The sequence below is a fragment of the Billgrantia sp. C5P2 genome, assembly GCF_051062895.2.
In genome coordinates this window covers 871,485-896,468 of the sequence record NZ_CM128542.1, presented here as the reverse complement: position 1 = coordinate 896,468, position 24,984 = coordinate 871,485, and the positions used below count along the sequence as shown (strand labels likewise).

Here is a 24,984-nt window from a genome sequence, read left to right as displayed (position 1 = left end):
TAGCACCGTTCAATATCCACGCCTTCGATCTACGGTACCGATCATCTCCTGCCCTGCGCGGTGTCGGGCAATGTTATCCAGCACCCTCTCGATCGCACTCTCGGGCTGGGTCATGCTGGCCACGTGGGGAGTTATCAGGACACTCGGGTGGTGCCAGAGGGGATGATCCACTGGTGGCGGTTCGGGATCGAAAACGTCCAGCACTGCTGCCGACAGCTGCCCGCTGTCCAGCGCCGCGAGCAGATCTGCCGCGACCAGGTGCGGGCCGCGGCCGACATTGATCAGTGAAGCACCGCGTGGCAGCTGCGCGAACAACTTGGCATTTAGAATGCCGCGGGTCTCGGCGGTCAGCGGCAGCAGGCAGACCAGCACTTGGCTACTGGCCAGGAAGCTCGCCAGCTCGTCGTCACCGGCAAAACATGCCACGCCTTCGAGCTGGCGACGTGTGCGGCCCCATCCCTGGCAGGCAAAACCCAGGCCGGTCAGGTGCTGCGCTACGGCGCTCCCCAACTGCCCCAGGCCGAGGATGCCCACGCGGCACTGCGAGGCGGGGCGCACACGCAAGGCCCGCCAGGTCGCTTCTCGCTGTTGGCCGATGTAGTCGATCAGATTGCGGTGCAGCGCCAGCACCGCCATGGCCACGTATTCCTGCATGGTGGTGACGATGCCCGGCTCCCGCATGCGCACCAGCGGCACATGGTCGGGAATGCTGCCCAGATCGAACTGATCGACGCCGGCACCGAGCGAGAAAATGACTTCGAGGTTGGGGAAACGAGCCAGATCTTCCATCGGTGCCCAGGTACCGAGATAGCGCACCTCTTCGGCACTGCCGATATCCGGCCACAAGCGAAAATCGATATCCGGGGCACGCTGCGCAAACAGGCGCTGCCACTCCCGACCGCGTTCGGGGTCGGCGTTGTAGACGAAGCTCATGGCGACTTCTCCGGTGTCAGGCCGACGAGCGCTTACGCGCCATGACCATCAACATCACCAGCGCGAATGATGTGGCAGTCAGCAGCGTGCTGATGGCGGCAATGGTCGGGTCTATCTCGTCACGCAGCGCGGTGAACATGCGCACCGTCAGGGTCTGGTTCTGACCGCCGGAGATGAACAACGCCACCATGGTTTCATCCAGCGCCTGGATGAAGGCGAAGATCGCCCCGGTCACCACGCTGGGCATGATCTGCGGCAGGGTGACGACCATGAAACTGCGGAAGCGATTCATGCCCAGACTTCTCGCCACCATTTCTTGCGTTTGATCGAAGCCATGCAGCCCTGCAGTAACCGCCGTGATCACGTAGGGCAGCGCCAGCATCACATCGGCCATGATCAGGCCGGGAATGGTGTACAGCATCCCCGACAGGGCATAGATGAAGAATACGCCAGTGGCGACGATGATGATCGGCACGATCAGCGGTAGCAGCAGCACAACCTTCAGATAGCGCATCATCCGGTGCGTCGAGCAATTGATGGCATAGGCCGCCGCCACACCGATCGGCGTGGCGATCAGGGCCGTGGAAAACGCCACGATCAGGCTGGTCTTGGCAGCCGCCATCCAGCCAGGATTGCCGAAGAAGGCCTCGTACCAGCGAAACGAGTAGCTGGAAGGCGGAAAGGAGAGGAAGCGGCTATCCGAGAACGACATGGGCAGCACGATGAGTACCGGCAGGATCAGGAATACCAGCACCAATGCCACGTAGCCAATGAAGACGATCCGACCCAAGGATAATTTATTCATTTCTCACCGAGTATTTTCTCAAGGGGGACCAGGCGGCTGACCACATAGAAGATGATCAGTACACAGATCAGCAGAACGACGCTGACGGCACTGGCGGCGCCCCAGTCGCTATAGAGCTGGATGTTCCGGCTGACCAGCATCGAGGCCATGACTGTGCGACCCCCTCCCACCAGCTCCGGTGTGATGTAGAAACCGAGGCACAGCACGAAGACAAGCGTCATGCCGGCCAGTACGCCGCTCAGCGACAAGGGGAAGAAAACCCGCATGAAGACATGCAGCGGGCTTCCACCAAGGCTGGCACCCGCCTGCACGAGGTCCTGGGGAATCTTCTGCATGGTGGCGTAAAGCGGCAGGACCATGAACGGCAGCAGAATGTGCACGGTGGCGATAATGGTGCCGAGCTCGTTATGCATCAGCGCCAGCGGAGAATCCGTGATGCCGCTGGCCATCAGGGTCTGATTGACCACGCCCGAACGCTGCAGCAGGATCAGCCAGGCATAGGCCCTGACCAGCACACTGGTCCAGAACGGCAGGATGACGAGAGCCAGAACCAGCATTGCCCAGCGTTGCGGCAATCTCGAAGCGGCATAGGCAATCGGATACCCCATCAGCAATGCCAGCAGGGTTACGATGACACTGATACGAAACGTAAGAAGGAAAGTGTTCCAGTAAATGCCTTCGGTGAAGATCCGCCGATAGTGCTCCAGGCTGAGCCCTCCATCGGCATAGAAGGACTGGACGATCAACCAGCTCAAGGGCACGACGAGCAATGCAAAGACCACCAGCATGGCCGGCGTCATCAAGAGCATCATCAGTGTATGCTCACGGCGCCGATGGCGTAGCGATGGATCGATACCGCTTGCGGCAACGTAGCGGTCATGAATCGCGGTGGCTTTCAAGGCGCTTCTCCTGACGTGAAATCGGAGACGACACAACCGATGCCACACACGCCGGGTGTGCGGCATCGGCGCTCTCATTGCTGCATGAACTCGAGCCAGCGGCGCTCGGCCAGCTCGCCTTCCGAAGAGGACCACCACTCGTAGGACATCAGCACCTGGCGCTCGGCGTTCTCCGGGTAGCTCGGCAGTTCCCTGGCGCGCTCTTCAGGGATCTTGCCGGTGTCGAAAGCGGCCGGATTGCCCGGGCCATAGTCGATGTGAAGCGGTAGGTTGGCCTGGTATTGCGGATCGATGGCCGCGTTGACGAACTCGAGCGCAGTATCGAGGTTGGGCGCGCCCTTGATGATGCAGAGGTGCGTATTCTGGAGGATGCCGTCGTTATAGGTGAAATCGGCTTTCGCTCCCTCACCCATGATGGCGCTGACGCGTCCGTTCCACATCATCAGCATGTCGACTTCGCCATCGTAGAGCAGTTGGGCAGACTGGCCACCCGACGTCCACCAGGTGGCAATGTGCGGCTTCAACTCCTCCAGTTTCTCGAAGGCGCGATCGACGTCCAGCGGATACAGCTCTTCCGGCGCCACCCCATCGGCCAGGAGTGCCGCTTCCAGCGTTCCCAGGGGATGGTTGCGCAAGGCGCGGGTGCCGGGAAACTCCTCGACGTTCCAGAAGTCCTCCCAACTCTGCGGCGGGTTACCGTCGAAGGCGTCAGGGTTGTAAGCCAGCACACTGGAGTAGAACTCATAGGCGACGGAGTAAGGCGTCTTGTACTCCTCCGGCATCGACTCCGCATTGGGGATCCGGCTGTAATCGAGCGTTTCGATCAGATCCTGGTTGCCTCCGCGTACGCAGTTCAGTGGCGGGGTGTCGACCACATCCCACACGGCCTGGCCGGTAGTTCCCTGGGTGCGGATCATCGGCCAGGCATCCGGGGCGCTCTCCTGGTGAATGGTGATACCCAACGCCTCGGCGACGGGGTCCAGGATGGCCACCGTCTGGGCCTCCTGGTAGGCGCCCCCCTGAGAAACGAAAGTGATCTGCCCCGCGGCCATGGCATGGGAAGCTCCCATCGCTCCTGCCAAGGCCACGCTGGTTACCAAAGTCTTCAAGCAATGCGTCTGTTTCATCTTGTTGTCTCCGCTGCTGATGACATTTGCGATCCGTGTGCGCTTAGCGCCCGATCGCATCGAGGAACTGATACCAACCCGCTACCAGTCGAACCGCCACTTCACGTAAGGGATAGAGCGGTACGGCCTTGAGGCGTCCCGCCTCCAGGAGAGCCACGTCCGGCGACTCGCCAATGGCGAAATCCGCTGCCAATCGACCGAGCAGGGTGGACATCGCCACGCCTGCGCCGTTGTAGCCGGCCGCATAGCTCAGTCGATCGTCGAAACGTCCCACATGGGGTAGTGCATCCATCGTCATGCCGACGTGCCCTGACCAGCGATGGGTAATCGCGACTCCCGCCAGATCGGGAAACATCGAGACCATCGCTCGCTGCAGGGCATCGAAAGCCGCCTTGGAATCACGCTTGCCGAAGGCACCGCGCCCTCCGAACACGAAGCGACCGTCTACCTTGCGGAACCAGCGCATCATGCGGCGCGTCTCTCCATAGCTCCTGGCATTGATCAACAGCCGCTCCTGCAATGCCGTCGGCAGCGCCTCGGTGGCAATGATCGAGCTGCGAAACGGCACCAGTCGCGACTTGACCATGGCACTGGCCGGGGTAAGGTCGGAGTAGGCGTTGGTTGCCATGATGGCCTGGCGCGCCCGTATCTCGCCCTGGGTGGTAACGACACGAACCCCGTCAGCGTCACGATGGATGCCGGTTACCGGCGTGCGCTCGAAGATGATGGCACCATGGCGTCTCGTCAGGCCCTCGGCCAGGCCGCACACGTAGTTCAAGGGGTGCAAGGTGCCAACGCCACGACTCAGGACACCGCCGAAGAACGCACGGGACCCCGTCTCCTCCGCCACCTCGCCAGCCGACAGGCTGCGCAGCGAGTCATCGCCCAGTTCGCGGCGCATCCACTCCGCCTCCTCGGCGATGTTGCCAAACGCCCGCTCGGTATGGGCACAACGCAGGTTGCCGCAGCGAGTGAAGCGAGCGCCTGACAGGCCATATTCCTCGACCAGGGCTTCCACCTCGTCCACCGATTGAAGAGCGAGGCGATGCATGCGCCGCGCCACCTCCATGCCATGGCCCTGGGCAATGGTGGGAAACGCCAGGCGGAACTTGGCCGAAACCACGCCACCATTGCGACCACTGGCCCCCCAGCCGATCGGCTTGGCATCCAACACCAGGGGAGCGACGCCGCGTTGTGCCAGGCGATGGGCCGCTGCCAGGCCGGTATAGCCCGCGCCGATGATGACGACATCGGCCTGTGCATCACCCCGCAGGCATGGCAGGTCGGACTTTCTGTCCGCCGTGTCGCGCCATAGCGAGGCAATGCCGGCGTCCGGCCGCGGCCCACTCATGTCACACCCCCTCCACCGCGTCGGCCAGTTCCTTGAGCGTGGCGAAGTGGAAGTCCGGCTTGGTCACCTGCTTGGGCTCGGGCGTGCCGCCGAAACCCTGCTGACCCTGGCGCCGCTCGATCCAGCAGGTGGTGTAGCCGAGTTCCCTGGCAATGCCGATATCATGGTATTGGCTCTGGGCGACGTGCAGGATTTCCGAAAACTTGTAGCCATGAGCCGCCTGGCGGCCCCGGTTATAGGCAAAGAACTGAGGATTGGGCTTGGCCACCCCGGTATCGTCGCAGGTGACGCTGTCGTCGAATGGGTCGTCGAGTGTATGGGAATAGCAGGAGAAAGCGGTGCGATCAGCATTGGTCATGGCCACCAACCGATAATGCTTGCGCAGACGCTTGAGGGCATCCACCGAATCCTCGAACGCCGGCCAGCGAAATACCGCCATCTGGAAGGCTTCCGCGGTTGCCGGATCAGCGGGCAATTTCAGCTCCTCGGCCAGCGAGCGGTAGACGTCGGCCATGGCGCTGCTCGAGCGTCCCGGGAAGCGGTCGCGCCCACGCTTGTAGGCGTCGAAGATAACGGTGTCGCTCAGGTCCAGGGTCGCGCTTCCACCCAGCCGACGAACCGCCTCCAGCACACCCGTTTCGAAATCGATCAGCGTACCCACGACATCGAAAGTCAGAACTTTGAAGTTGGAAAGTTCCATGATCGTCAATGACTCCTGTTTCTTGTGCTTCGAGGTAAAGTCAGGCGACTTGTGCCGCCGGGTGTCGACATCCGGTACGGGGCACGACGATGGTGTCCTCCGGATGCAGGACCACTGTCAGGCTTTCGCCGATCGGTGGAATCTTCTTCTGGCCCAGGTGATGGCTGGGTTGGCGTAGGCTGATGGCGGTGCCATCGTCCATTTCGAGAAAGAGCCGCAGGCTGTCACCCTGATACACGACCTCACGCACGCGGCAGTGCAGGCGGTTGACCCCGGCTTCGTGGCGCCCGTCATCGATCAGCAGCTTCTCGGTCTGTATGGCGAGGAACAGTTCCGGATGCGGGGGCAACAGCTTTGACGAGTGCAAGGTGAGCTTGCCGAGCTTGACGCAGTGTGCGTCAACACGCGTCACCGGCAGCAAGGTGGCGTCGCCGATGAAGCTCGCCACGAAGGCATTCTGGGGGTCGTTGTGCAGCGTTTCGGGGGTACCGATCTGTACCAGCCGACCATCCTTGAGGACCGCCACTCGATCGCTCATGGTCAGCGCCTCACGCTGGTCATGGGTCACGTAGACGATGGTCGCGCCCAACTTGCGGTGCAGTTGGCGCAGCTCGATCTGCATCGTCTCGCGCAGCTGCTTGTCCAGCGCCGACAGCGGTTCATCCATCAGGATCAAGCGAGGCTCGAAGACCATGGCACGTGCCAGGGCCACCCGCTGGCGCTGCCCGCCCGAAAGCTGCGAAATACCACGCTCCTGATAACCGTCGAGCTCCACCATCGCCAGAGCCTGACGCACTCGCTCCGGCCAGGTGGACTTGGGAAGCCGTCGGGCACGTAGAGGAAACGCGACGTTCTCGCCGACCGTCATGTGTGGGAACAGCGCATAGCTCTGGAAGACAACGCCAATATTGCGCTTGTGGGGCGGCATGTAGGTCATGTCCTGGTCGCCGACCCACACCGAGCCGGACGAGGGCAACACGAAGCCACCGAGAGCACCAAGCAGTGTGGTCTTGCCCGAACCCGAGGGGCCCAGAAGCGAGACGAACTCACCTGGCTCAATATCTAAGGTTATATCGTCTAGGGCTGTCGTTCCGCCATAGCGCTTACTGACCGAGCGGATAGAGACGCCGACACTGTCTCGTTTTTTCATGGAAAATCCCGTCTTATTATTGTGTAAACCACTATTGGAATTGAGTACAGCAGATCGAAAGATAGGCGGCAATTGCGAAATTCTTTGGCTTGGCATAACTTGAAGTCATGCCGACCTTACGCCGCCAACTGCCCAGCGCCAACGCCCTGTTCGTCTTCGAGTCTGCCGCCCGCTGCGGCAACTTCACCAAGGCGGCCGCCGAACTGGGCGTCACCCAGCCGGCAGTCAGCCGCATGCTGTCACTTCTGGAGGAACATCTGGAGGTGCAGCTCTTCCTGCGCACGCCAAACGGCACCGTGCTGACAGAGAACGGCCAGATTCTGTATCAGGGCATCACCGATGGGTTTCAGGACATCGAGAGGGCAATTCAGGAGATCAGAGCCCGCAGCACGGGGCTCGAGACGGTCACGCTATCGGTATCGACTGCCTTTACCACCCATTGGCTGATGCCGCGCATGCACAAGCTCCAGGCCGAGTTTCCTTCCATCGACCTGCGCTTCCAATTGATCTCCGGCTCGGTGGGCGGTTCGGTGGAGGATGTCGACCTGGGCGTGAGGTTCGTCAGCGGAGAGGACGTCCATCACCAGGCGGCACTGATTCTGCCCGAGATCCTGGTACCCGTGTGCAGCCCGGCCTACCGCAAGCAGCATGTGGTTGGCGAACACCACGACTCAGGCGTCACGCTCATCAGCCTGAGTGACAGCCGCATCGACTGGTTCGAACTGTTCCCCAGCTTCCAGAGCGAAACGCTGGGCAGTACGCACTCGCTGATCTTCTCGGATTATGCCGTTGTGTTGCAGGCTGCCCTGCTCGGCCAGGGCATTGCCGTGGGCTGGATGAACGTCGTCTCGTATTGGCTGGACACCGGCGCGCTGGTGCCGGCCACCACCAAGCCAACCGCCATCGCGACAGAACGCCTCTGTCACCTCATCCACTCACGCAAGAAGCCGCTGAGCCCTGCCGCCGCCGAAATACGCGACTGGATCATCGAGGAAACCCGTCACGACGTCGCCAAGGTGGCCAGTCGTTATCCGGAGCTTGAGCTGGAAGCGCTGATAGCACCCACCCGTCGCTGACCTACTGGCACTGCCCCAGCCAGTGACTCGTGCCTATCATGGTTCCTACCGAATCCCGGCCCGCAGGAACGACTGCACGAACTGGCGCTGGAACAGCAGGAAGGCGACCAGCAGCGGGGCGATGCTGAGCAGCGTGGCGGCGCTGACCGTGGCCCAGTTGACGCCGGTTTCCGGCGCCGAGAAGATGCCCAGCCCTACGGTGAGCGGGCGGCTCTCCACCGAGTTGGTCACCACCAGCGGCCACAGGAAGTTGTTCCAGTGGTGGCTGATGGAGACCAGGCCGTAGGCCAGGTAGGTGGGCTTGGCCAAGGGCACGTAGACCTTGAGCAGGATCGCCATCCAGCCGCAGCCCTCTACCCTTGCCGCTTCCTCCAGCTCGCGGGGGATGGTCTTGAAGGTCTGTCGTAGCAGGAAGATGCCGAAGGCGCTGGCGACGTAGGGCAGCCCGATGCCGGTGATGGTATCGACCAGGCCCAGGCCGCTGGCGATGCGGTAGTTCTCGACGATCAGCACCTCGGGAAAGACGAACAGCTGGATCAGCACCAGCATGAACAGGATGTCCTTGCCGGGAATGGGGAAGCGGGCGAAGGCGAAGCCCGCCAGGGTGCAGACCACGAACTGCGCCAGCACCACCCCGGTAACCAGCAGGAAGGTATTCAAGTAGTAGCGCGCGAAAGGCGCCTGGGCCCAGGCATTGGCGAAGTTGTCCAGCGTCAGCGGGGCGAACAGATCGAAGCGCACCATGTAGGCCGGCGGATGGAAGGCGGCCCAGATCGCGTAGAGCAGCGGAAAGATCCAGACGATGGCCAGCAGCCAGGCGGCCGTGGTCTCGAGGCTCGGCACCCGCAGGGCAAACGGGCGGCGTCCGAAAGCGGGGCTGACGGTCCGGTTCATTGGTAGTGCGTCCTGCGGTCGAGCACGGTGAACTTGAGCGTGGCCACCACTGCCAGCACCAGCAGGATCACCACCGTGATGGTGGCGGCGTAGGTGCGGTCGAAGAACGAAAAGGCGTTCTCGTAGACGTAGTAGAGCAGCAGGTTGGTGGCGTTGTTGGGCCCGCCCTTGGTCAGGATGAACAGGTGATCGACCACACGCACGGCATTGATCAGCGCATTGATCAGCACGAACAGCGTGGTCGGCATCAAAAGCGGAAAGGTCACTCGCCAGAAAAAGCTCCAGCGGCTGGTGCCCTCCAGGTCCGAGGCCTCCTTGAGTTCGGGCGGAATGCTCTGCAGCGCCGCCAAGTAGAAGATCATGAAGAAGCCGGCCTCCTTCCACACCGTCATCACGATCACCGAGGTCAGCGCCACGCCGGGGTCGCCCAGCCAATTGACGCCGGAGAGCCCCAGCGCACCGAGCAGCTTGTTGAACAGGCCGATCTGCGGGGCGTAGAAGAACATCCAGATATTGGCCGCGGCGATCATCGGCAGGATGGTCGGCGTAAAGTAGGCCATGCGCACGAAGCCCCGCCCCGGCAGGCGGGCGTTGACGAACAGTGCCATGCCCAGCGCCAGGGCGATGGAGGTGGGGATGGTGCCCAGCGCGTAGATCAGGTTGTTACGCGCCACCTTCCAGAAGGTGGCGTCCTCGACCAGCATGGCGTAGTTCTCGAGCCCGACGAACTCCGGCGCGGCACCGCGAAAGCCGGGCAGGAAGAAGCTGTTGATCAGCGTAGCCACGGTGGGCAGGTAGGCGAAGGTGCCGAGCAGCACCGCCGCCGGCAGCAGCAACAGCGCGCCATAGATCTGCATGCGTCGGTCGGCATTGTGGATCAGCATGGCTTGCCTCCTGCGCCGCGTCGGCGCCGGGGATAGGTCAATGAGGAGGTCATTTGCCATGGATGGCAAATGTAGCGTCCAAGGAGGGATTCACAGCGCCTCCTCATTGACCTTTGTCCCCGGCGCCCTCCTGCGTATGCGCCAAGTCTGGCCTCAACGTGAGCGAGCGTAGCGTCGCAGCGCCGCGTCAGCTTCCGCCTGGGCCTGCTTGAGCGCCTCCTCGGGCGACATCTGGCCGGTCAGCGCCGCCTGCACGGCGTTGTCCAGCGCCCGGCGTACGCGTCCGCCCTGGTAGGTGGCCAGTTCCGCGGTGGCGTGCTCGAGCTGGTCGCGGGCCACCGCCGCGGGCGGGAACTCCTCGACGTAGTTGCGCAGCGCCTCGGTCTCGTAGGAGGCGGGGCTTACGCCCATGTAGCCGGTCTCGATCGACCAGGCCGCGGCACGCTCCGGGTCGGTCATCCAACGGATGAAGGTCATCGCCGCGCGCTGCTCTTCCTCGCTGGTGTCCTTGAACAGGTAGAAGTTGCCGCCGCCGGTGGGGCTGCCGCGCTGGGTGTTCATGGGCAGCATGGCCACGCCGAAGTCGAAGGAGGCCTCGTTGCGCACCGCGGTGAGGTTGCCGGTGCTGTGCCACATCATGGCGGTGGACTGCTCGAGGAAGTTCTGGCGCAGCGTGCCCCACTCGATGGTGCCATCGGGCATGGCCTCGTGTTCCTCGGCGAGCGAGACCCAGTACTCCAGCGCCTCGATGGCGGCAGGGTCGTCGAAATAGACCTCGGTGCCCTCCTCGTTCATCAGCCGGTGGCCGTTCTGGAAGGCGAAGGCCTGGAACATCCAGTAGGGGTAGCCGGTGGAGGGCACCATCACACCCCATTGCTCACCGCCGCTGGCCTCGCGCACCGCGGCGGCCATCTCGGCCATCTCCTCCCAGGTCTCCGGCGGCGTCTCGGGGTCGAGCCCGGCGGCCTCGAAAGCGTCCTTGTTCCAGTAGAGCACGATGGTAGAGCGCTGGAAGGGAATGCCGTAGGTCTGGCCATCGATCTGGCCATTTTCCATCAGCCCCGGGTAGAAGCCGTCGAGCCACTCGCGCTCCTCGTCGCTCTCGATGACCTCGTCGAAGGCGACGATGGCGTCCTGCTCCAGCAGGTCGAACAGGTCGATGGAGAACAGCACCGAAAGCTGCGGCGCGTCGCCCGCCTCGATAGCCGACATTGCCCGCACGCGGGTGTCGTCGTAGTTGCCGGCGTAGATGGCGTTCACCGTGATGTCGGGGTGCTCGTTCTCGAACTCGGCCACCAGGCCATCGATCACGTCGGTCAGGGCGCCGCCCACCGCCACCGGGTAGTACATCGTCAGCTCGGTCTGGGCCTGGGCATTCAGCGAGCCGGCGGCCAGCAGGCCGGCCATGGCCGTTGCGCCCATTCTACCGGCCTTTGTGAGTGTGAAGCGTGCGTTCATCGGTTCACTCCTGAAGAGTCGTTCCCTGCATGATGGGACGAGGCCCGGGCCTCGTTGTCTTGCACTGCGGAAGCCGCCGCACCCGGCAGCGGAGAGTGTTGCGGGTGCGGCTCGAAACGATGCCGGCCCGGCGGCGCGGACAGGTCGTGCCCCACGATCGCCAGGCGGCGGCCGTCGTCAGCAGCGAAGAAGTGAGCGGCCTCTCGCCGCCACTGCAGCCGGCAGGCAGCGCCAGCTGCCATCGCCGGCTTGCCTTCGATCCGCGCACGCAGCTGCTGGCTACCGACCTGGAGCCTAACGATGCTGTCGGCCCCCAGGTACTCGGCATCGATCACTTCGGCGGGCACGCCGGAGGCGTCGGCCGGCAGCAGGTGGATATCCTCGGGGCGAACGCCGAGCCAGTGGCCCTTGGCCTCGTGCGCCGCCACGCTGCAGTGCGGCTCGCCTTCGATCACCGCTCCGTCTGCGGCAGCAGCGAGTGGCACCAGGTTCATTGCCGGGCTGCCGATGAAGCTGGCGGCGAAAGCCGTCGCCGGCCGGTCGTAGAGTTCGTCGGGCGTGCCGTCCTGCACGATGCGGCCGTCCTGCATCAGGATCACCCGGTCGCCCATGCTCATCGCCTCGACCTGGTCGTGGGTAACATAGATCACCGTCATGCCGAGGCGCCGCTGCAGCGCCTTGATCTCGCGGCGCATCTCGCCGCGCAGACGGGCATCGAGGTTGGACAGCGGCTCGTCCATCAGGCAGATGGGGTGTTCGGAAATGATCGCCCGGGCCAAGGCGACCCGCTGGCGCTGGCCGCCGGAGAGCTGGGCCGGCTTGCGCTCCAGGAAGGCTTCGAGATCGACCAGCTCGGCGACTCGCGCCAGCCGTTCGCGCTGCTCGGCCCTGGGCACCTTGCGGCTGCGCAGGCCGAAGACGATGTTGTCGGCCACGCTCAAGTGGGGAAACAGCGCGTAGGACTGGAACACCATGCTCAGCCCCCGATCGCCCGGCGGCAGATGGGTGACGTCGCGCTCACCGATATGGATACGCCCGGCGCTGGCCCGTTCGAGCCCGGCGATCATGCGCAGCGTGGTCGACTTGCCGCAGCCCGAGGGGCCGAGCAGGATGACGAACTCACCCGGCGTCACGTCGAAGCCGATGCCGTCGACGGCAGTGGACTCGCCCCAACGCTTGCTCACGGCCTCGAGCCGAATGCGCTGACGCTCCCTCGAGCCTCCGTATGGGTCGGGTGGCTGACTGTGCGCGCTCTGGGCCTGGTTATGGGCCTGCTTATTGTTGTCTGGGTTCATGCTGCGTCCGCGTTGCCCGTGAAGGCGTGGCATGGCTGTCATCAACTCTCCCGAACTCAGCGTAGCCGCAATTTCGACGATGTGCGGCCATCCTGGCGTCTTTCGGTGACGGAGCGATGACGAAATGGCGACCGAACGGTAACAATCGGGCCCTCTACCCGGCGTGCTAGAATTCGTTCTTCACCCTGATCAGGAACCGAGCGCAATGTCCCTTGAAGACCTGCACCTCAACCTCCGCAACCTGACGCAGGACGATTACCCGCAGCTCAAGCAGCTGATGGATGCCGTCTACGACGACATTGGCGGCGCCTGGCCGCAGCACACCATCGATCGGCTGATCCAGGAGTTCCCCGACGGCCAGATCGCCATCGAGGACGACGAGCGGCTGGTGGGCGTGGCGCTGACCGTGCGGGTCGACTACGACGAGTTCTCCAACCCGCACAAGTACGATGACCTGGTAGGCAATCGCGAGATCATTCTCAACGACCCCGAAGGCGACGCCATGTACGGGCTGGACGTGCTGATCCACCCCGACTATCGCGGCTACCGCCTGGGCCGGCGCCTCTACGAGGCGCGCAAGGAGCTGTGTCGCTCGCTCAACCTGCGCGCGATACTCGCCGGCGGGCGCATCCCCAACTATCACGAATATCCGGACCTCAGCCCCACCGAGTACATCGAGCGGGTGGCGCGCAAGGAGATCCACGACCCGATCCTCTCGTTCCAGTTGGCCAACGACTTCCAGGTCAAGCGGCTGCTGCGCAAGTACCTGCCGGAGGACGAGAAATCACAGGGCTACGCCACCCTGCTGGAGTGGAACAACATTCTCTATGAACCCGCCGAGCGGGTGCTGGAGAACCGCCCCACCCAGGTACGCGTCGGCGCCGTGCAGTGGCAGATGCGCGAATGCGCGTCTGTGGAATCGGTGCTGCAGCAGGTGGAATATTTCGTCGACGCCATCTCCAGCTACCAGAGCGATTTCGCCGTCTTCCCGGAGCTGTTCAACGCGCCGCTTATGGGGCTGCAGGACCGCGCCACCCAGCAGGACCAGATCGCTGCCATCCGCTATCTGGCGGGCTTCACCGAGCAGTTCAAGAACGAGCTGTCACGCATGGCGGTGTCCTACAACATCAACATCATCGCTGGTTCGATGATCGAGGAGCGTGAGGACGGCCGGCTCTACAACGTCAGCTACCTGTGTCACCGCGACGGCGACGTGGAGCACCAGTCCAAGCTGCACATCACGCCCCAGGAGCGCCGCGAATGGGTGATCGAGGGCGGCGACGAGCTGCGCGTGTTCGACACCGACGCCGGGCGTGTCGGCATCCTGATCTGCTACGACGTGGAGTTCCCTGAACTCGGCCGGCTGCTGGCCGACCAGGACATGGACATCCTCTTCGTGCCGTTCTGGACCGATACCAAGAACGGCTATCTGCGGGTGCGCCACTGCGCCCAGGCGCGAGCCATAGAGAACGAGTGCTACGTGGTGCTGTGCGGCAGCGTGGGCAACGTGCCGTCGATCCGCAACCTCGACATCCAGTACGCCCAGTCGGCGGTGTTCTCGCCTTCGGACTTCGCCTTCCCCCACGACGCGGTGCTCTCCGAGACCACGCCCAATACCGAGATGGTGATCTTCTCCGATCTCGACCTCACCCGCCTCACCGTGGTGCGCGCCGAAGGCTCGGTGACCAACCTCAAGGACCGGCGCAAGGATCTCTTCGACCTGCGCTGGCGCGACTGGTCGTGGAAGTCCGGTGCCAGGCAGGAAGAGGGCTGAACCATGCTTGGCCGTCTGCGTCGCTGGCGGGCCGAACGCTTCGAGGCCCGCCACCCGTTTCCCCAGGAGGCCTGGGCCGAGGCACGTTCGCGGCTGCCGCTACTGGCCTTTCTAGGTGATGACGAGGCGGAGCGGCTGGGACGGCGCGCCTGGCGCTTCCTCCACATCAAGCGGATCAGCATGCACCCAGAGCTGGCCCAGAGCACGCCGTTCGACGAGGCCGCGCAACTGGCCCTGGCCGCCCAGGCCTGCCTGCTGACGCTGGGCTGGTCGGACGACGACCACGACGAAGCCTTCTCCGGCTTCCACGAGATCCTGATCCTGCCGGACGCCTTCCACCGCCAGGTCGAGGAGTTGGACGAGTTCGGCGTGATGCACGCCTATGAGGACGAGCGGGCAGGCGAGACCTCGCATCAAGGACCGGTGGTGGTGGCCTTTCCCGACCTGATGGAGAGCGGCGATTTCAGCGGTTTCAACGTGGTGATCCACGAGCTTGCCCACAAGCTCGACATGGGCAACTCGCTGGACGTCGACGGCTTCCCGCCGCTGCCGCGTGACGTGGACCCCAAGGAGTGGCACCGCGTGTTCACGGCAGTGTGGGACGACCTGCAGGCGTACCTCGAACGCGGCGAGGAACCGCCCATCGACGACTATGCCGCCACCCACCCCGGCGAGTGCTTCGCGGTGTGCTGCGAATACTTCTTCTCCGCTCCCGACGTGCTCAGAGGCGCCTATCCCGACCTCTACGAGCTACTCACGCACTACTTCCGCCAGGATCCGCTACGACGCCTGCCCGAAGCCGACGCCTCCGAAGCCTGAACTCATTTCCCTTCCAGCAGGCTGACCAGTTCCGGCACCGGGCGTTCGGCATGGCCGGCATCGCTGGCCTGGCGATAGAGCGCGAGCACCGCCTCCGCCACGCCATGCTCGGCGGCGAGATCCTCGCTCATGGTGCGGTAGTAGCCGATGTCCTTGAGCGCATTGGCCACGCTGAAGCGGAAGCCCGAGGGATCGCCAGATTCGATGAAGGGACGCAGGCGCTCGAGGATCACCCCGCCGCCACCGCCCTTGCCCAGCACGTCGAGGAAGGCAGCATCATCGATGCCGGCCCGCCGCGAGGCCGCCGCAGCCTCCGCCAATACCGCAGTAAAACCGAGCGAGACAAAGTTGTGCAGCAGCTTCAGGGTGTGCCCTGCCCCCACCGGCCCGGCGTGGGCGATGTTCTCGGCGAAGCATTCGAGCAGCGGGCGCACCTCGGCGAACAGCGCATCGGGCGCGCCGACGATCAGATTCAGGCGCCCCTCCTCGGCCTCCTTGGGCGTGCGTGTCATGGCCGCGTCGAGGAAACGACCACCCGCCGCTTCCACTCGCTCGGCCACCCGTTCGGTGGAACTCGGCAGCGCCGTGGAACAGTCGATCACGACAGTTCCCGGCGAGAGCCCCTCGAGCACCCCGCCCGGTTCGAACAGCACCGCTTCCACCTGGGGCGAACCGGTGACGCAAAGGAGCACCACCTCGGCGGCCTCGGCCACCTCACGTCCGCTGCCCTTGGCCACGGCCCCTGCGGCCAGCAGATTCTCCACCGGCTGGTTGCCGGGGTGCTCCAGGAAGCACAGCGTATGGCCACCGTGCAGGAGGTTGGCGGCGATGCCATGTCCCATCAGGCCGACCCCGACCAGGCCGACCTTGCGTGACTCTTTCATGTCCTTCTCCTTGCTGGCGAATTCTGGCTGGCGAATGAGGGGGTCAGCCGTGCTTGATCGCCACGGTCTTCAAGCGCGTATAGCTGCGCAACCCTTCGAAGCCCTTCTCACGCCCGTGCCCGGAGCGTCCCACACCGCCGAACGGCAGCTCGATACCGCCCCCCGCGCCGTAGTTGTTGACGAACACCTGGCCGCTGCGGATGCCCTTGGCCAGGCGCAGCTGGCGCCCGCCGTCGCGAGTCCAGACACCGGCGCACAGGCCGAAGTCGGTGGCATTGGCCAGGCGCAGGGCCTCGGTCTCGTCGCGAAACACCTGCACCGCCAGCACCGGGCCGAACAGCTCTTCGCGCAGCACCTCGTGACCGTTGGGAATGTCGGTCAGCAACTGGGGAACCACGAAATGGCCACCCGCCGGGGCGCCTGCTGCCAGTTGGCCCTGCGCCGCCACGCGAACGCCGCTGGCCCGGGCCGACTCCAGTCGTGCCTCGAGCCTGGCCTTCTGGCGGGCGTTGATCAAGGGACCGCAGTCGGCATCCGCCTCACCGGCATCGCAGCGCAGCGCCGAGAAACGCTCTGCCAGTTCACCCAGCACCTGTTCGGCGCAGCCGGCCTCCACCAGCAGCCGACTGCCGGCCGAGCAGGTCTGCCCGGCGTTCTGCACGATGCCGCGCACCACGGCTTCGAGTGCGGCCTCGAGATCGGCGTCGGCGAAGACGATCTGCGGGGACTTGCCGCCCAGTTCCAGGGTCACCGGCACGTGATGTAGCGCCGCCGCCTGGGCCACGTGGGTGCCGGTCTCCGGCGAGCCGGTGAAGGAGAGATGGTCGATGCCGGGATGCGCGGCTAGCGCAGCCCCCGCCTCGCGGCCCAACCCCGGCACCACGTTGAGCACGCCGGAAGGAAGGCCATTCTCCTGGGCCAGTTGGGCCAGGCGCAGCACGCTCAGGCAGGCATCCTCGGCAGGCTTGAGCACCACGGTGTTGCCGGTGGCGAGGGCCGCCGCCACGCAGCGCCCGAAGATCTGCGCCGGATAGTTCCAGGGAATGATCTGCGCGCAGACGCCGTATGGCTCGCGCAGGGTCAGCACGGCGAAGCCTTCGTCGAAGGGAATCGTCTCGCCGTGCAGCTTGTCGGCACCGCCGCCGTAGAAGCGGAAATAGCGGGCGCAGGCGGCGATGTCTCCTCGCGCCTGGGTCATCGGCTTGCCGGTGTCGGCGCACTCCAGCGCCGCCAGGTTGTCGCGGTCGGCATCGATGGCATCGGCGAAGGCCAGCAGCCACTCGCCGCGGCGCCGGGCCGACCAGCGCGCCCAGTCGCCCACGCTGCCGGCGAAGGCGCGTCGCGCGGCATCTACCGCCACCATCACCTCCTCGGTCTGACAGCGGGCGATCTGGGCGATGACCTGGCCACTAGAAGGCGTCTCGACTTCGATCAATGCCTGGGTCGGCACCCATTCACCGCCGATCAGGGCACCGGAGGGGGGAAGGGCAGGCAGTGCATGATGGCTCATGGCGCTGGTCCTCATCTCGCAGTTGGGGTCAGTCGGGGCGCATGAATCGCTCCGCAATGCGTGCTCAGGGTCTTGTTCCTCGGAGCGCCCTCACCCCGGCGGTAACGGCCATGTCATCGGCCCGCGCCACGTCTCGAATGCCCCAGCCAGCTTCAGCACCCGGTGGTCGTCGAAGCGCGGCGCAACGATCTGCAGCCCGATCGGCATCCCGGCGCGGCTGAAACCGGCGTTTAGCGAGATGGCCGGCTGCTCGCCCATGTTCCATGGCACGGTGTAGACGATATGTTCGAAGGGCCGCTGCGGGTCGTTGGTCGGCGAAGGCCAGTCGGCGGGAAAGGCCAGGTTCGGCGTCGTTGGTGACAGCAGCGCATCGACGTCGTCGAACACCGCCTCGGTCGCCCGGCGCATGGCCAGGGTCTGCTGAAAGCCGCGCACCACCTCGACGCCGGTGAGCCGTGCCCCGCTCTCCGCCCAGGCGAGAATTTCGGGCAGCACCCGGGCACGCTCCTCGGCGCTCAGCGGCTCCAGCTCGCTCCACTGCCGGGCTCGCCAGAACCGATCCAAGCCATCGAGCATCTCGCGGGTCAGTACCGGGGCCAGCGGCACCAGGGTGGCACCGGCGGCCTCGAACTTCCGGGCGGCGGCCTCGACCGCGGCCCGTATCTCTTCGTCCAACGGCAGGCCACAGCCTGCCTCCAGCATCACTCCCAGACGCAGGCCGCGCACCTCGATGGCAAGGTCCTGCCAGTCGATGGTTTCGGGCGGCAGGCGCATGGCATCGCGGCGGTCGGTACGCGCCAGGGTCGCCATCATCAGGGCGGCATCCGCCACGCTGCGTGTCATCGGGCCGGCGCAGCGGCCGACGTAGTAGGGGTCGATGGGAATCCGCCCGAGGGTCGGCTTGAAGCCGACGATGCCGCACCAGGCCGCCGGCAGGCGAATCGAGCCGCCGATGTCGGTACCCAGGTGCAGCGGGCCGTACCCTGCTGCTGCTGCGGCGGCGGCACCGGAGCTCGACCCGCCGGGATTCCACTCCAGGTTCCAGGGGTTGCGGGTCAGGCCATGGAAGGAGGAGCGCCCGGACGAGAGCATCCCGTAGTCCGGGCAAGTGGTCTTGGCTATACGCAGGGCGCCATCCTCGGCCAGGCGGGCCGCCGGCGGGGCGTCTTCGGTAGCCGGCGGGTGCTTGCCGGCAAGGGTGCCGTGGGGCACCGGCAGACCGCGGGTCGCAATCAGCTCCTTGAGCGTCACCGGCACGCCGTCCAGGGTTCCCTTCGGCTCGCCACGAGTCCAGCGCGCGGTGGCAGCCTCGGCCTCTCGAGCCAGGCCATCGGGATCATAGGCGTAGAGCGCATTCAGCGCCGGCTCCCACCGCCCGATATGGCGCGTCAGTGCCTCGACATACTCGCTCGGTGAAAATCGTCTGTGACGGTAGGCCTCGAGCAGCTCCGTCGCCGTCAGCATCAAGCCTTCATCCATGGGCATCACTTGGTCTTGTTATTGGTACCTCTCAGCATGGTGCGACCCGGTGCGCCTGACCACATCAATCCAGGCGCCAGGGTGTCCACTATTTGTGCGCACCTGGCGACTGCGACTCAGCCCGACTCAAGACACCTCCCGCTCATCGGCGGACAAACCCTCCAGGGCATCGACGAGCAGTGACAGGCACGCCTCCATGGCGAAGCTGCGCTGGCGATGTCGATAGAGGCAGAGGTCGACCCTAGCCCCCGCCAGTTCGGTCTGCTTCAGCGGCACGGCACGCAGTTGCCCGGCCTCGCACTCTCGCGCCACGGCCATCCGCGGCAGCACCAGGACCGCTCCCCCGGCCATGGCCAGGGACTTCTGGGTTTCCAGCGAGGAGGTATGGAAGCTGGGGGTCAGGCGTACCCCCTGCTCCCGGGCAGCGCGATCGAGCGCCTGGCGCACCCCGAAGGAGTCGTCCGGCAGGGCCAAGGCATGCTCGGCGATATCCGACAGCGACAACGACTCGGCTGTCGCCAGCGGATGGCCGGGGGCCATGACCGCATAGTGGGTCAGCTCCGCGCTCGCCACACTGACGATGTCGTCGCGCTGTGGCATGAAGAAGGCCAGACCGATATCGGCGTCGCCACGGCGCAACGCGTCGATGACCCCGCCGGCACTGGCGATCGAGATGTCGAAGCGCAGCCGGGGGTGTTCGCGGCTCAGGCTCGCCAATGCCGGGGCCAGCAAGCCGGACACGATACCCTCGGCCGCCTGGATGCCGATCCGTCCGGTGCGTAGACCCCGCAGGTCGGCGATGTGCGCCTCGACCCGCTCGAAATCACGCAGGGTCCGCTGCGCCTGGGCGGCCAGCAATTCGCCGGCCGCCGTGAGACGGATGCCATCCGGGCCGCGTTCGATCAAAGGGGTCCCGAGGTGGTGCTCAAGCAGGTCGATCTGGCGGCTGACCGCCGTCGGCGCGATATGCAGCAACGTCGCCGCCTGACGCAGCGACCGGCAACGGGCCACGGTATCGAAGTAACGCAGGGCACGCCATTGCATTGCCATTCCTTATCCCGGGTACAACATCTTCAGTACACCAGCCATACCAGTCCCATGGAGATCCACGGCATATAGGTGATCGCCACCAGGCAGGCGAGTACCACCAGCACGAAGCGCGCAAGCCAAGGCAACATCTGGTCGATGGATATTCGCGCCACCGCACAGGCGGCGAACAGGTTGACGCCCAGCGGTGGCGTGATCATGCCCAGCGCCAGGTTGACCACCATGATCAGGCCGAAATGCACCGGATGGACACCGAACTGCATGGCGATCGGCGTCAGGATCGGCGCCAGCACCAGAATCGCCGCGGAGGTCTCGATGAACATGCCGACGAGAAGCAGCAGTACGTTGACCGCCAGCAGGAAGGTCATGGGGCTGTCGAACACCTCGGTGACCCAGCCGGCGATGTGGCCCGGCAGGCCGGTGCGGCTGATCAGGAAGCTGAACAACGAGGCAGCGGCGATGATCAGCATGACCGCTGCCGTCGAGATCACGCTCTGGCGCAGGATCGGCCAGAGGTCGGCGGCCTTCAGCTCGCGGTAGTAGAACCCGCCGACCACCAGGGCGTAGAACACCGCCACCGCCGAGGCCTCGGTGGGTGTGAACACGCCACCGTAGATGCCGCCGATCACCACCACCGGCATCAGCAGCGCCGCCCAGGCCCGCTTGAACGAGATCACGAAGCTGGTGCTGTCCTTGTGATCCTCGAGGCCATAGCCACGCACCTTGCAGAACAGGTAGAGGAACAGGATCAGCGCCGTGCCGATCAACAGCCCCGGCCCAACCCCGGCCAAAAACAGCTGGCCGATGGAGGTATCGGTGCTGACGCCGAACAGGATCAGCGGAATGGAAGGCGGAATCAGCACCCCGAGTTCCGCCGAGGAGGCTTGGATAGAGGCCGCCAGCGGCTTGGGATAGCCGTGGCGCACCATGGCCGGGATCAGGATGGCGCCGATGGCGAAGGTCGTGGCCACACTGGAGCCGGACACGGCGGCGAACATCATGCAGGTCAGCACGCAGGTCATCGCCAGCCCGCCCTGCACGCCACCGACGATCGACTTGGCCAGGTCCACCAGGCGCTGGGAGATGCCCCCCGCCGCCATCAGGTTGCCGGCGAGAATGAAGAACGGAATCGCCATCAGCGGGAACTTGTCGATGCCGATGAACATCTGCTGCGGCACCAACAGCAGCGGTAGCCGGGTAAAGAACTCGATGCCGATGATCGAGGCCAGCATGATCGAGACGGCGATCGGCACGCCGAAGGCGAACAGGATGATCAGTGACAGACCGATGGCCAGGTTCATGGACGCGGCCCTCCCTGGTCGGCGTCGCCGGCACTCCCCGGCATCGTCTGCCGCAGGTCGCGCATCTCCACTTCGGGCGAGGCGTCGCCCAGGTCGGGGCCGACCGGCTCACGCCCGGTGAGTTGCGCCAGGATGCGGGCCAGCACCGCCACCATGGCGAAGCCGGCCCCGATGGGAATGGCCGCATAGGCGTAGGCCATGGAGATGTTCATGCCCGACATGGTCTGGTTGCTGACCCGCAGGGTCATCAGCAGGCCGAAGTGGATCAATACCGCCAACACCAGCAGGCAGCACAGCACGATCGCGACCTCCAGGACCAGCACCAGGCGCTGCGGCACCGCCTTGTAGATCGCCTCCACGGCCATCATGTAGCCACCACGGAAGGTTGCCGCCGCGGCCATGAACACGCACCAGATCATTGCCGTGCGTGCGGCCACCTCCGACCAGGTGGAAGGCGCGTTGAAGATGAAACGGGTCAGCACCTGATAGAAGCTGAACGATACCGACACCACCAGCATGGCCACCGCGAGGACCATGGCCAGGCGTGTCAGTTGATGCTCGAAACGAAGAAACAGATCCACCATGAGCGCACGATTCCTCAGGCATGCCCCCGGCATGGCGCCGGGGGCAAGTTGAGCGGAGAGAGTCGGGGTCCTGCCGTCAACAGCTGCCGGCCTTCTCCTGCACCCTCTCCAGCATCTCGCTGCCGTACTGGTCGGTGAAGATCTCGTAGGCCGGTTCCACGGCCTGCTGGAAGGGGCCAATGTCGATGTCGGTATTCACCGTCATGCCGTTCTCGCGCAGCAGCGCCACGCCCTCCTCCTCCAGCCGCGAGACCTCGCCACGGGTGGCTTCGGCGGAGGCGCGCGCGGCCTCGTGGAACCACTCGCGCTCCTCGTCGCTGAGCCCGTCGAGCAACAGCGGCGAACCCAACACCACGGCCGGCGAATAGACGTGACCGGTGAGCGACAGGTGATCCTGAACCTCCCAGAAGTTGGTAGCGACGATCACCGTGATGGGGTTCTCCTGGCCGTCCACCACCCCTTGCTGCAGTGCCGTGAAGAGTTCCGGGAAGGCCATCGGCGTGGGCCGCGCCCCCAACTGACGGAACGCTTCCTGATGCACCTCGTTCTCCATGGTGCGCACCCGCAGGCCTTGGGTGTCGGCGGGGCTGGTTACCTCGCGCTCGCTGTTGGTCAGGTGGCGAAAGCCGTTCTCCGACCAGGCCAGGCCGACCAGGTCATGCTCGCTCATCTTCTCCAGCAGCTCGTCGCCCAGTTCGCTGTCCAATACGCAGCGTGCCTGATCGTAGTTCTCGAACAGGAACGGCAGGTCGAGCACGTAGGTTTCCGGCACGAAGTTACCGAGCGGGCCGGTGGAAGTAATGACGATATCCACGGTGCCGATCTGCAACCCTTCGATCATCTCCCGCTCGCCACCCAGCGACCCGGAGGTATGCTCGGTGACAACGAAGGCCCCGTCGCTGAGCGATTCCAGCGTCTCCTTGAAGGCCCGGGCACCCACGGCATAGTGGGAGGTGGAGGAGAGCGTGTGCCCCAGGCTGACCTCCTGGGCGGCCTGGACATTAGCGACCAGCGCGGCGGCAGTGATGCCGCCGATGGCGACGCTGAGAGCATGGCGTACGAACTGGGTTTTCATTGTTGTTGCCTCCTGTCGTGAAACACCTTCGGTTTGCTATCGGCAGCCACGGCCACCCTGTGTGACGCTTTATCGACTGTTTTCCTGCAGGAAGGCCGATACGATCTCGTGCAGGTCTCGATCTCCGCTGAAACCCAGCTCCCGGGCACGGCGGATATCGAAGCGAGCCGGCCAGCCGGCAACGATCGCCTCGACGGCGGGATCACGCTCATGGCGCACCAGTGCCAGGGCTTCATCGCCTGCCACCTGGCGCAGGGTCTCCAGCATCTCGGCCACGGTGACGGTGATCCCTGGCAGCATGAAAGCGCGAAACGGGACCAGCGCCTCTCCCGGCACCTCGGCGCCGTGCACCAGCGCCTCGACCACCTTTCCCGGCGACATCACGAACAGGGCCAGTTCGGTGGGCACGGGGCAGACGGCCTCCTCACCGTTCAACGGTTCGCGCAGAATGCTCGAGGCGAAGCTCGAGGCAGCGGCGTTGGGTCGTCCCGGGCGCACGATGATGGTCGGCAGGCGCAGCACACAGCCATCGATCAGGCCACGCCGACTGTAGTCGTTGATCAGCAGCTCGCACATGGCCTTCTGGGTGCCGTAGGAGTTCTGCGGCTGCAGCGCAGTCATGTCGTCGAGTACCGCGGGCAGCTCGCCACCGTAGGCCGCCACCGAGCTGGCCATGACCAGCCGGGTGGCAGCCAGGCCCCGCTCGCGACAACCATCGAGCAATACGCGAGTGGCGTCGAAATTGACCTCCATGCCGAGGTCCAGGTCGGCTTCAGCAGCGGAGCTGACCACCGCAGCGAGGTGGTAGATCACCTGGGGGCGCGCATCGAGCACTTCGTCGAGCGCGCCGAGTTCGGCGATATCCAGGGCAAGCCCTTCGACCTCGACCGTGCCGCTGGGGGGAACCGCAGGTTCGACCTGATCGACAAGCGTCAGTCGATGGATGGCCTGCCCCCTGAGCTCGCCGAGCTCTAGCAGGCGGGCGACGAGGCGCTGGCCGAGGAAACCGGCGGCGCCGGTAATGACGATATGCATGGCGTTCTCGTTCCTGTTGTCATTGTTGGCGGATGATCATCCGGCAGACATGCGCTTGGCTATAGGGTCGCCTGGTACGGCTTGCTCAGGTCATGAGCCCGTAGTCGCGACCCCAGCCCAGCCCTTCACGGGTGGCCACCGCGGGGCGGTACTCGCAGCCGATCCAGCCTGCATAACCAAGCCGCTCGAGTCGCTCGAACAGCGCCGGGTAGTGCACCTCGCCGACATCCGGCTCGTGACGTTCCGGCACCCCGGCGATCTGAATATGGGCAATGGCGGGGAACTGTCGCTCCAGGTGACGGATCAGGTCGCCCTCCATGACCTGGCAGTGGTAGAGGTCGAACTGCAGCTTGAGGTTGCCGGCACCGACCTCCTCCAGCACCGCCATGGCGTGGTCCTGGCGCGAGAGGAAGAACCCCGGCATGTCGCGAGTATTGATCGGCTCGATCAGCACCTGCCGACCCACCTTGGCCGCTTCGGCGGCGGCAAAGCGCAGGTTGGCCACATAGGAGGCGCGATGTGCCCTCAACGTATCGGCATCGGCACCTTCCGGCAGCAGCCCGGCCATGGCATGCACCCGCGGGCAGCCGAGCGCCTCGGCATAGCGCAGCGCCTCGATCACGCTGTCGCGAAACTCGGCCTCGCGCCCGGGCAGGCTGGCCAGGCCGCGCTCCCCCGCTGCCCAGTCACCGGGCGGCAGGTTGAACAGCACCTGCTCGACGCCGGCCTCGCGTAGCGCGCTCGCCAGCACTTGGGGGGCATGATCGTAGGGGAACAGGTACTCGACGCCGCGAAAGCCCGCCTCGGCGGCCGCCTGGATGCGATCGACGAAGTCATGCTCGGTAAACAGCATGGAGAGATTGGCGGCGAGTTGGATCATCGTTCGAGTCTCATGTCGGGTCGC

The 24,984-nt window shown here is 64.9% G+C and carries 23 protein-coding genes; 3 read left to right on the top strand and 20 right to left on the bottom strand.

Annotation, left to right across the window (positions count from 1 at the left end; translation table 11 throughout):
* Nucleotides 1-9: 9 nt before the first annotated feature.
* From ACRWQA_RS04265 to ACRWQA_RS04235, 7 genes are all read right to left on the bottom strand, one after another.
* On the bottom strand, nucleotides 10-933 hold the full coding sequence (locus ACRWQA_RS04265; protein WP_434229355.1) for a 2-hydroxyacid dehydrogenase: 924 nt from the start codon (nucleotides 931-933) through the stop codon (nucleotides 10-12).
* Between the two features lie 16 nt (nucleotides 934-949).
* Nucleotides 950-1,738 (bottom strand): ABC transporter permease, encoded by a 789-nt coding sequence (locus ACRWQA_RS04260; protein WP_263581020.1) that lies wholly within the window; start codon nucleotides 1,736-1,738, stop codon nucleotides 950-952.
* Entirely contained in the window at nucleotides 1,735-2,637 is a 903-nt protein-coding gene (locus ACRWQA_RS04255; protein ID WP_263581021.1) for an ABC transporter permease, read from the bottom strand. Before ACRWQA_RS04255 ends, ACRWQA_RS04260 begins: the two co-directional genes overlap by 4 nt.
* Nucleotides 2,638-2,711: 74 nt before the next feature.
* Complete coding sequence (locus ACRWQA_RS04250) at nucleotides 2,712-3,764, bottom strand: ABC transporter substrate-binding protein (protein ID WP_263581022.1); 1,053 nt, start codon at nucleotides 3,762-3,764, stop codon at nucleotides 2,712-2,714.
* A gap of 43 nt (nucleotides 3,765-3,807) precedes the next feature.
* Nucleotides 3,808-5,115 (bottom strand): NAD(P)/FAD-dependent oxidoreductase, encoded by a 1,308-nt coding sequence (locus tag ACRWQA_RS04245; protein ID WP_434229353.1) that lies wholly within the window; start codon nucleotides 5,113-5,115, stop codon nucleotides 3,808-3,810.
* A gap of 1 nt (nucleotide 5,116) precedes the next feature.
* Nucleotides 5,117-5,815 carry an HAD-IA family hydrolase gene (locus ACRWQA_RS04240; RefSeq protein WP_263581024.1) on the bottom strand — a complete coding sequence of 233 codons (699 nt, stop codon included), beginning with the start codon at nucleotides 5,813-5,815 and terminating at the stop codon, nucleotides 5,117-5,119.
* Nucleotides 5,816-5,855: 40 nt separating this feature from the next.
* Entirely contained in the window at nucleotides 5,856-6,965 is a 1,110-nt protein-coding gene (locus ACRWQA_RS04235) for an ABC transporter ATP-binding protein (RefSeq protein ID WP_263581025.1), read from the bottom strand.
* Nucleotides 6,966-7,072: 107 nt separating this feature from the next.
* On the opposite strand from ACRWQA_RS04235, the gene ACRWQA_RS04230 reads away from it, so the two are divergent.
* Nucleotides 7,073-8,041 carry a LysR family transcriptional regulator gene (locus ACRWQA_RS04230; RefSeq protein ID WP_263581026.1) on the top strand — a complete coding sequence of 323 codons (969 nt, stop codon included), beginning with the start codon at nucleotides 7,073-7,075 and terminating at the stop codon, nucleotides 8,039-8,041.
* A gap of 45 nt (nucleotides 8,042-8,086) precedes the next feature.
* On the opposite strand, the gene ACRWQA_RS04225 is transcribed toward ACRWQA_RS04230, so the two are convergent.
* The 4 genes from ACRWQA_RS04225 to ACRWQA_RS04210 form a co-directional block, all read right to left on the bottom strand.
* Nucleotides 8,087-8,935 (bottom strand): carbohydrate ABC transporter permease, encoded by an 849-nt coding sequence (locus ACRWQA_RS04225; protein ID WP_263581027.1) that lies wholly within the window; start codon nucleotides 8,933-8,935, stop codon nucleotides 8,087-8,089.
* Nucleotides 8,932-9,819 (bottom strand): carbohydrate ABC transporter permease, encoded by an 888-nt coding sequence (locus ACRWQA_RS04220; RefSeq protein WP_263581028.1) that lies wholly within the window; start codon nucleotides 9,817-9,819, stop codon nucleotides 8,932-8,934. Before ACRWQA_RS04220 ends, ACRWQA_RS04225 begins: the two co-directional genes overlap by 4 nt.
* Before the next feature lie 153 nt (nucleotides 9,820-9,972).
* Nucleotides 9,973-11,277: an ABC transporter substrate-binding protein gene (locus tag ACRWQA_RS04215; RefSeq protein ID WP_434229352.1), complete on the bottom strand. Its 1,305-nt coding sequence runs from the start codon at nucleotides 11,275-11,277 to the stop codon at nucleotides 9,973-9,975.
* Entirely contained in the window at nucleotides 11,274-12,572 is a 1,299-nt protein-coding gene (locus ACRWQA_RS04210; RefSeq protein ID WP_434229351.1) for an ABC transporter ATP-binding protein, read from the bottom strand. Before ACRWQA_RS04210 ends, ACRWQA_RS04215 begins: the two co-directional genes overlap by 4 nt.
* Nucleotides 12,573-12,777: 205 nt before the next feature.
* Here ACRWQA_RS04210 and ACRWQA_RS04205 point away from each other — a divergent pair, with 205 nt between their 5' ends.
* Entirely contained in the window at nucleotides 12,778-14,346 is a 1,569-nt protein-coding gene (locus ACRWQA_RS04205; RefSeq protein WP_263581031.1) for a bifunctional GNAT family N-acetyltransferase/carbon-nitrogen hydrolase family protein, read from the top strand.
* Nucleotides 14,347-14,349: 3 nt separating this feature from the next.
* Nucleotides 14,350-15,165: a M90 family metallopeptidase gene (locus ACRWQA_RS04200; RefSeq protein WP_263581032.1), complete on the top strand. Its 816-nt coding sequence runs from the start codon at nucleotides 14,350-14,352 to the stop codon at nucleotides 15,163-15,165.
* Nucleotides 15,166-15,167: 2 nt separating this feature from the next.
* Here the strand turns inward: ACRWQA_RS04200 and ACRWQA_RS04195 are convergent, their stop codons facing one another.
* The 9 genes from ACRWQA_RS04195 to otnI form a co-directional block, all read right to left on the bottom strand.
* Complete coding sequence (locus ACRWQA_RS04195; RefSeq protein WP_263581033.1) at nucleotides 15,168-16,049, bottom strand: NAD(P)-dependent oxidoreductase; 882 nt, start codon at nucleotides 16,047-16,049, stop codon at nucleotides 15,168-15,170.
* 43 nt (nucleotides 16,050-16,092) lie between these two features.
* A complete protein-coding gene (locus ACRWQA_RS04190; RefSeq protein WP_263581034.1) occupies nucleotides 16,093-17,559 on the bottom strand; it encodes an aldehyde dehydrogenase family protein in 1,467 nt (488 codons plus the stop codon).
* A 90-nt stretch (nucleotides 17,560-17,649) separates the two neighbouring features.
* The gene (locus ACRWQA_RS04185; protein WP_263581035.1) at nucleotides 17,650-19,038 is read right to left on the bottom strand and encodes an amidase; all 1,389 of its coding nucleotides are present in this window, start codon (nucleotides 19,036-19,038) and stop codon (nucleotides 17,650-17,652) included.
* 126 nt (nucleotides 19,039-19,164) lie between these two features.
* Nucleotides 19,165-20,082: a LysR family transcriptional regulator gene (locus ACRWQA_RS04180; protein WP_263581036.1), complete on the bottom strand. Its 918-nt coding sequence runs from the start codon at nucleotides 20,080-20,082 to the stop codon at nucleotides 19,165-19,167.
* 29 nt (nucleotides 20,083-20,111) lie between these two features.
* Nucleotides 20,112-21,386, bottom strand: a complete 1,275-nt coding sequence (locus ACRWQA_RS04175) for a TRAP transporter large permease (RefSeq protein WP_263581037.1) — start codon at nucleotides 21,384-21,386, stop codon at nucleotides 20,112-20,114.
* The gene (locus ACRWQA_RS04170; RefSeq protein WP_263581038.1) at nucleotides 21,383-21,970 is read right to left on the bottom strand and encodes a TRAP transporter small permease; all 588 of its coding nucleotides are present in this window, start codon (nucleotides 21,968-21,970) and stop codon (nucleotides 21,383-21,385) included. The genes ACRWQA_RS04175 and ACRWQA_RS04170 overlap by 4 nt, the downstream gene beginning before the upstream one ends.
* Nucleotides 21,971-22,046: 76 nt before the next feature.
* Nucleotides 22,047-23,045, bottom strand: a complete 999-nt coding sequence (locus ACRWQA_RS04165; RefSeq protein WP_263581039.1) for a TRAP transporter substrate-binding protein — start codon at nucleotides 23,043-23,045, stop codon at nucleotides 22,047-22,049.
* Nucleotides 23,046-23,114: 69 nt separating this feature from the next.
* A complete protein-coding gene (gene denD / locus ACRWQA_RS04160) occupies nucleotides 23,115-24,080 on the bottom strand; it encodes a D-erythronate dehydrogenase (protein ID WP_263581040.1) in 966 nt (321 codons plus the stop codon).
* Between the two features lie 85 nt (nucleotides 24,081-24,165).
* On the bottom strand, nucleotides 24,166-24,960 hold the full coding sequence (gene otnI, locus ACRWQA_RS04155) for a 2-oxo-tetronate isomerase (protein WP_263581041.1): 795 nt from the start codon (nucleotides 24,958-24,960) through the stop codon (nucleotides 24,166-24,168).
* Nucleotides 24,961-24,984: the final 24 nt, after the last annotated feature.

Excerpts from the sequence above, each read along its gene's own strand:
- ACRWQA_RS04265 (WP_434229355.1), bottom strand. The coding sequence starts at position 933 with ATGAGCTTCGTCTACAACGCCGACCCCGAACGCGGTCGGGAGTGGCAG.
- ACRWQA_RS04260 (WP_263581020.1), bottom strand. The coding sequence starts at position 1,738 with ATGAATAAATTATCCTTGGGTCGGATCGTCTTCATTGGCTACGTGGCA.
- ACRWQA_RS04250 (WP_263581022.1), bottom strand. The coding sequence starts at position 3,764 with ATGAAACAGACGCATTGCTTGAAGACTTTGGTAACCAGCGTGGCCTTG.
- ACRWQA_RS04245 (WP_434229353.1), bottom strand. The coding sequence starts at position 5,115 with ATGAGTGGGCCGCGGCCGGACGCCGGCATTGCCTCGCTATGGCGCGAC.
- ACRWQA_RS04240 (WP_263581024.1), bottom strand. The coding sequence starts at position 5,815 with ATGGAACTTTCCAACTTCAAAGTTCTGACTTTCGATGTCGTGGGTACG.
- ACRWQA_RS04235 (WP_263581025.1), bottom strand. The coding sequence starts at position 6,965 with ATGAAAAAACGAGACAGTGTCGGCGTCTCTATCCGCTCGGTCAGTAAG.
- ACRWQA_RS04230 (WP_263581026.1), top strand. The coding sequence starts at position 7,073 with ATGCCGACCTTACGCCGCCAACTGCCCAGCGCCAACGCCCTGTTCGTC.
- ACRWQA_RS04225 (WP_263581027.1), bottom strand. The coding sequence starts at position 8,935 with ATGAACCGGACCGTCAGCCCCGCTTTCGGACGCCGCCCGTTTGCCCTG.
- ACRWQA_RS04220 (WP_263581028.1), bottom strand. The coding sequence starts at position 9,819 with ATGCTGATCCACAATGCCGACCGACGCATGCAGATCTATGGCGCGCTG.
- ACRWQA_RS04215 (WP_434229352.1), bottom strand. The coding sequence starts at position 11,277 with ATGAACGCACGCTTCACACTCACAAAGGCCGGTAGAATGGGCGCAACG.
- ACRWQA_RS04210 (WP_434229351.1), bottom strand. The coding sequence starts at position 12,572 with ATGAACCCAGACAACAATAAGCAGGCCCATAACCAGGCCCAGAGCGCG.
- ACRWQA_RS04205 (WP_263581031.1), top strand. The coding sequence starts at position 12,778 with ATGTCCCTTGAAGACCTGCACCTCAACCTCCGCAACCTGACGCAGGAC.
- ACRWQA_RS04200 (WP_263581032.1), top strand. The coding sequence starts at position 14,350 with ATGCTTGGCCGTCTGCGTCGCTGGCGGGCCGAACGCTTCGAGGCCCGC.
- ACRWQA_RS04195 (WP_263581033.1), bottom strand. The coding sequence starts at position 16,049 with ATGAAAGAGTCACGCAAGGTCGGCCTGGTCGGGGTCGGCCTGATGGGA.
- ACRWQA_RS04190 (WP_263581034.1), bottom strand. The coding sequence starts at position 17,559 with ATGAGCCATCATGCACTGCCTGCCCTTCCCCCCTCCGGTGCCCTGATC.
- ACRWQA_RS04185 (WP_263581035.1), bottom strand. The coding sequence starts at position 19,038 with ATGGATGAAGGCTTGATGCTGACGGCGACGGAGCTGCTCGAGGCCTAC.
- ACRWQA_RS04180 (WP_263581036.1), bottom strand. The coding sequence starts at position 20,082 with ATGCAATGGCGTGCCCTGCGTTACTTCGATACCGTGGCCCGTTGCCGG.
- ACRWQA_RS04175 (WP_263581037.1), bottom strand. The coding sequence starts at position 21,386 with ATGAACCTGGCCATCGGTCTGTCACTGATCATCCTGTTCGCCTTCGGC.
- ACRWQA_RS04170 (WP_263581038.1), bottom strand. The coding sequence starts at position 21,970 with ATGGTGGATCTGTTTCTTCGTTTCGAGCATCAACTGACACGCCTGGCC.
- ACRWQA_RS04165 (WP_263581039.1), bottom strand. The coding sequence starts at position 23,045 with ATGAAAACCCAGTTCGTACGCCATGCTCTCAGCGTCGCCATCGGCGGC.
- denD (WP_263581040.1), bottom strand. The coding sequence starts at position 24,080 with ATGCATATCGTCATTACCGGCGCCGCCGGTTTCCTCGGCCAGCGCCTC.
- otnI (WP_263581041.1), bottom strand. The coding sequence starts at position 24,960 with ATGATCCAACTCGCCGCCAATCTCTCCATGCTGTTTACCGAGCATGAC.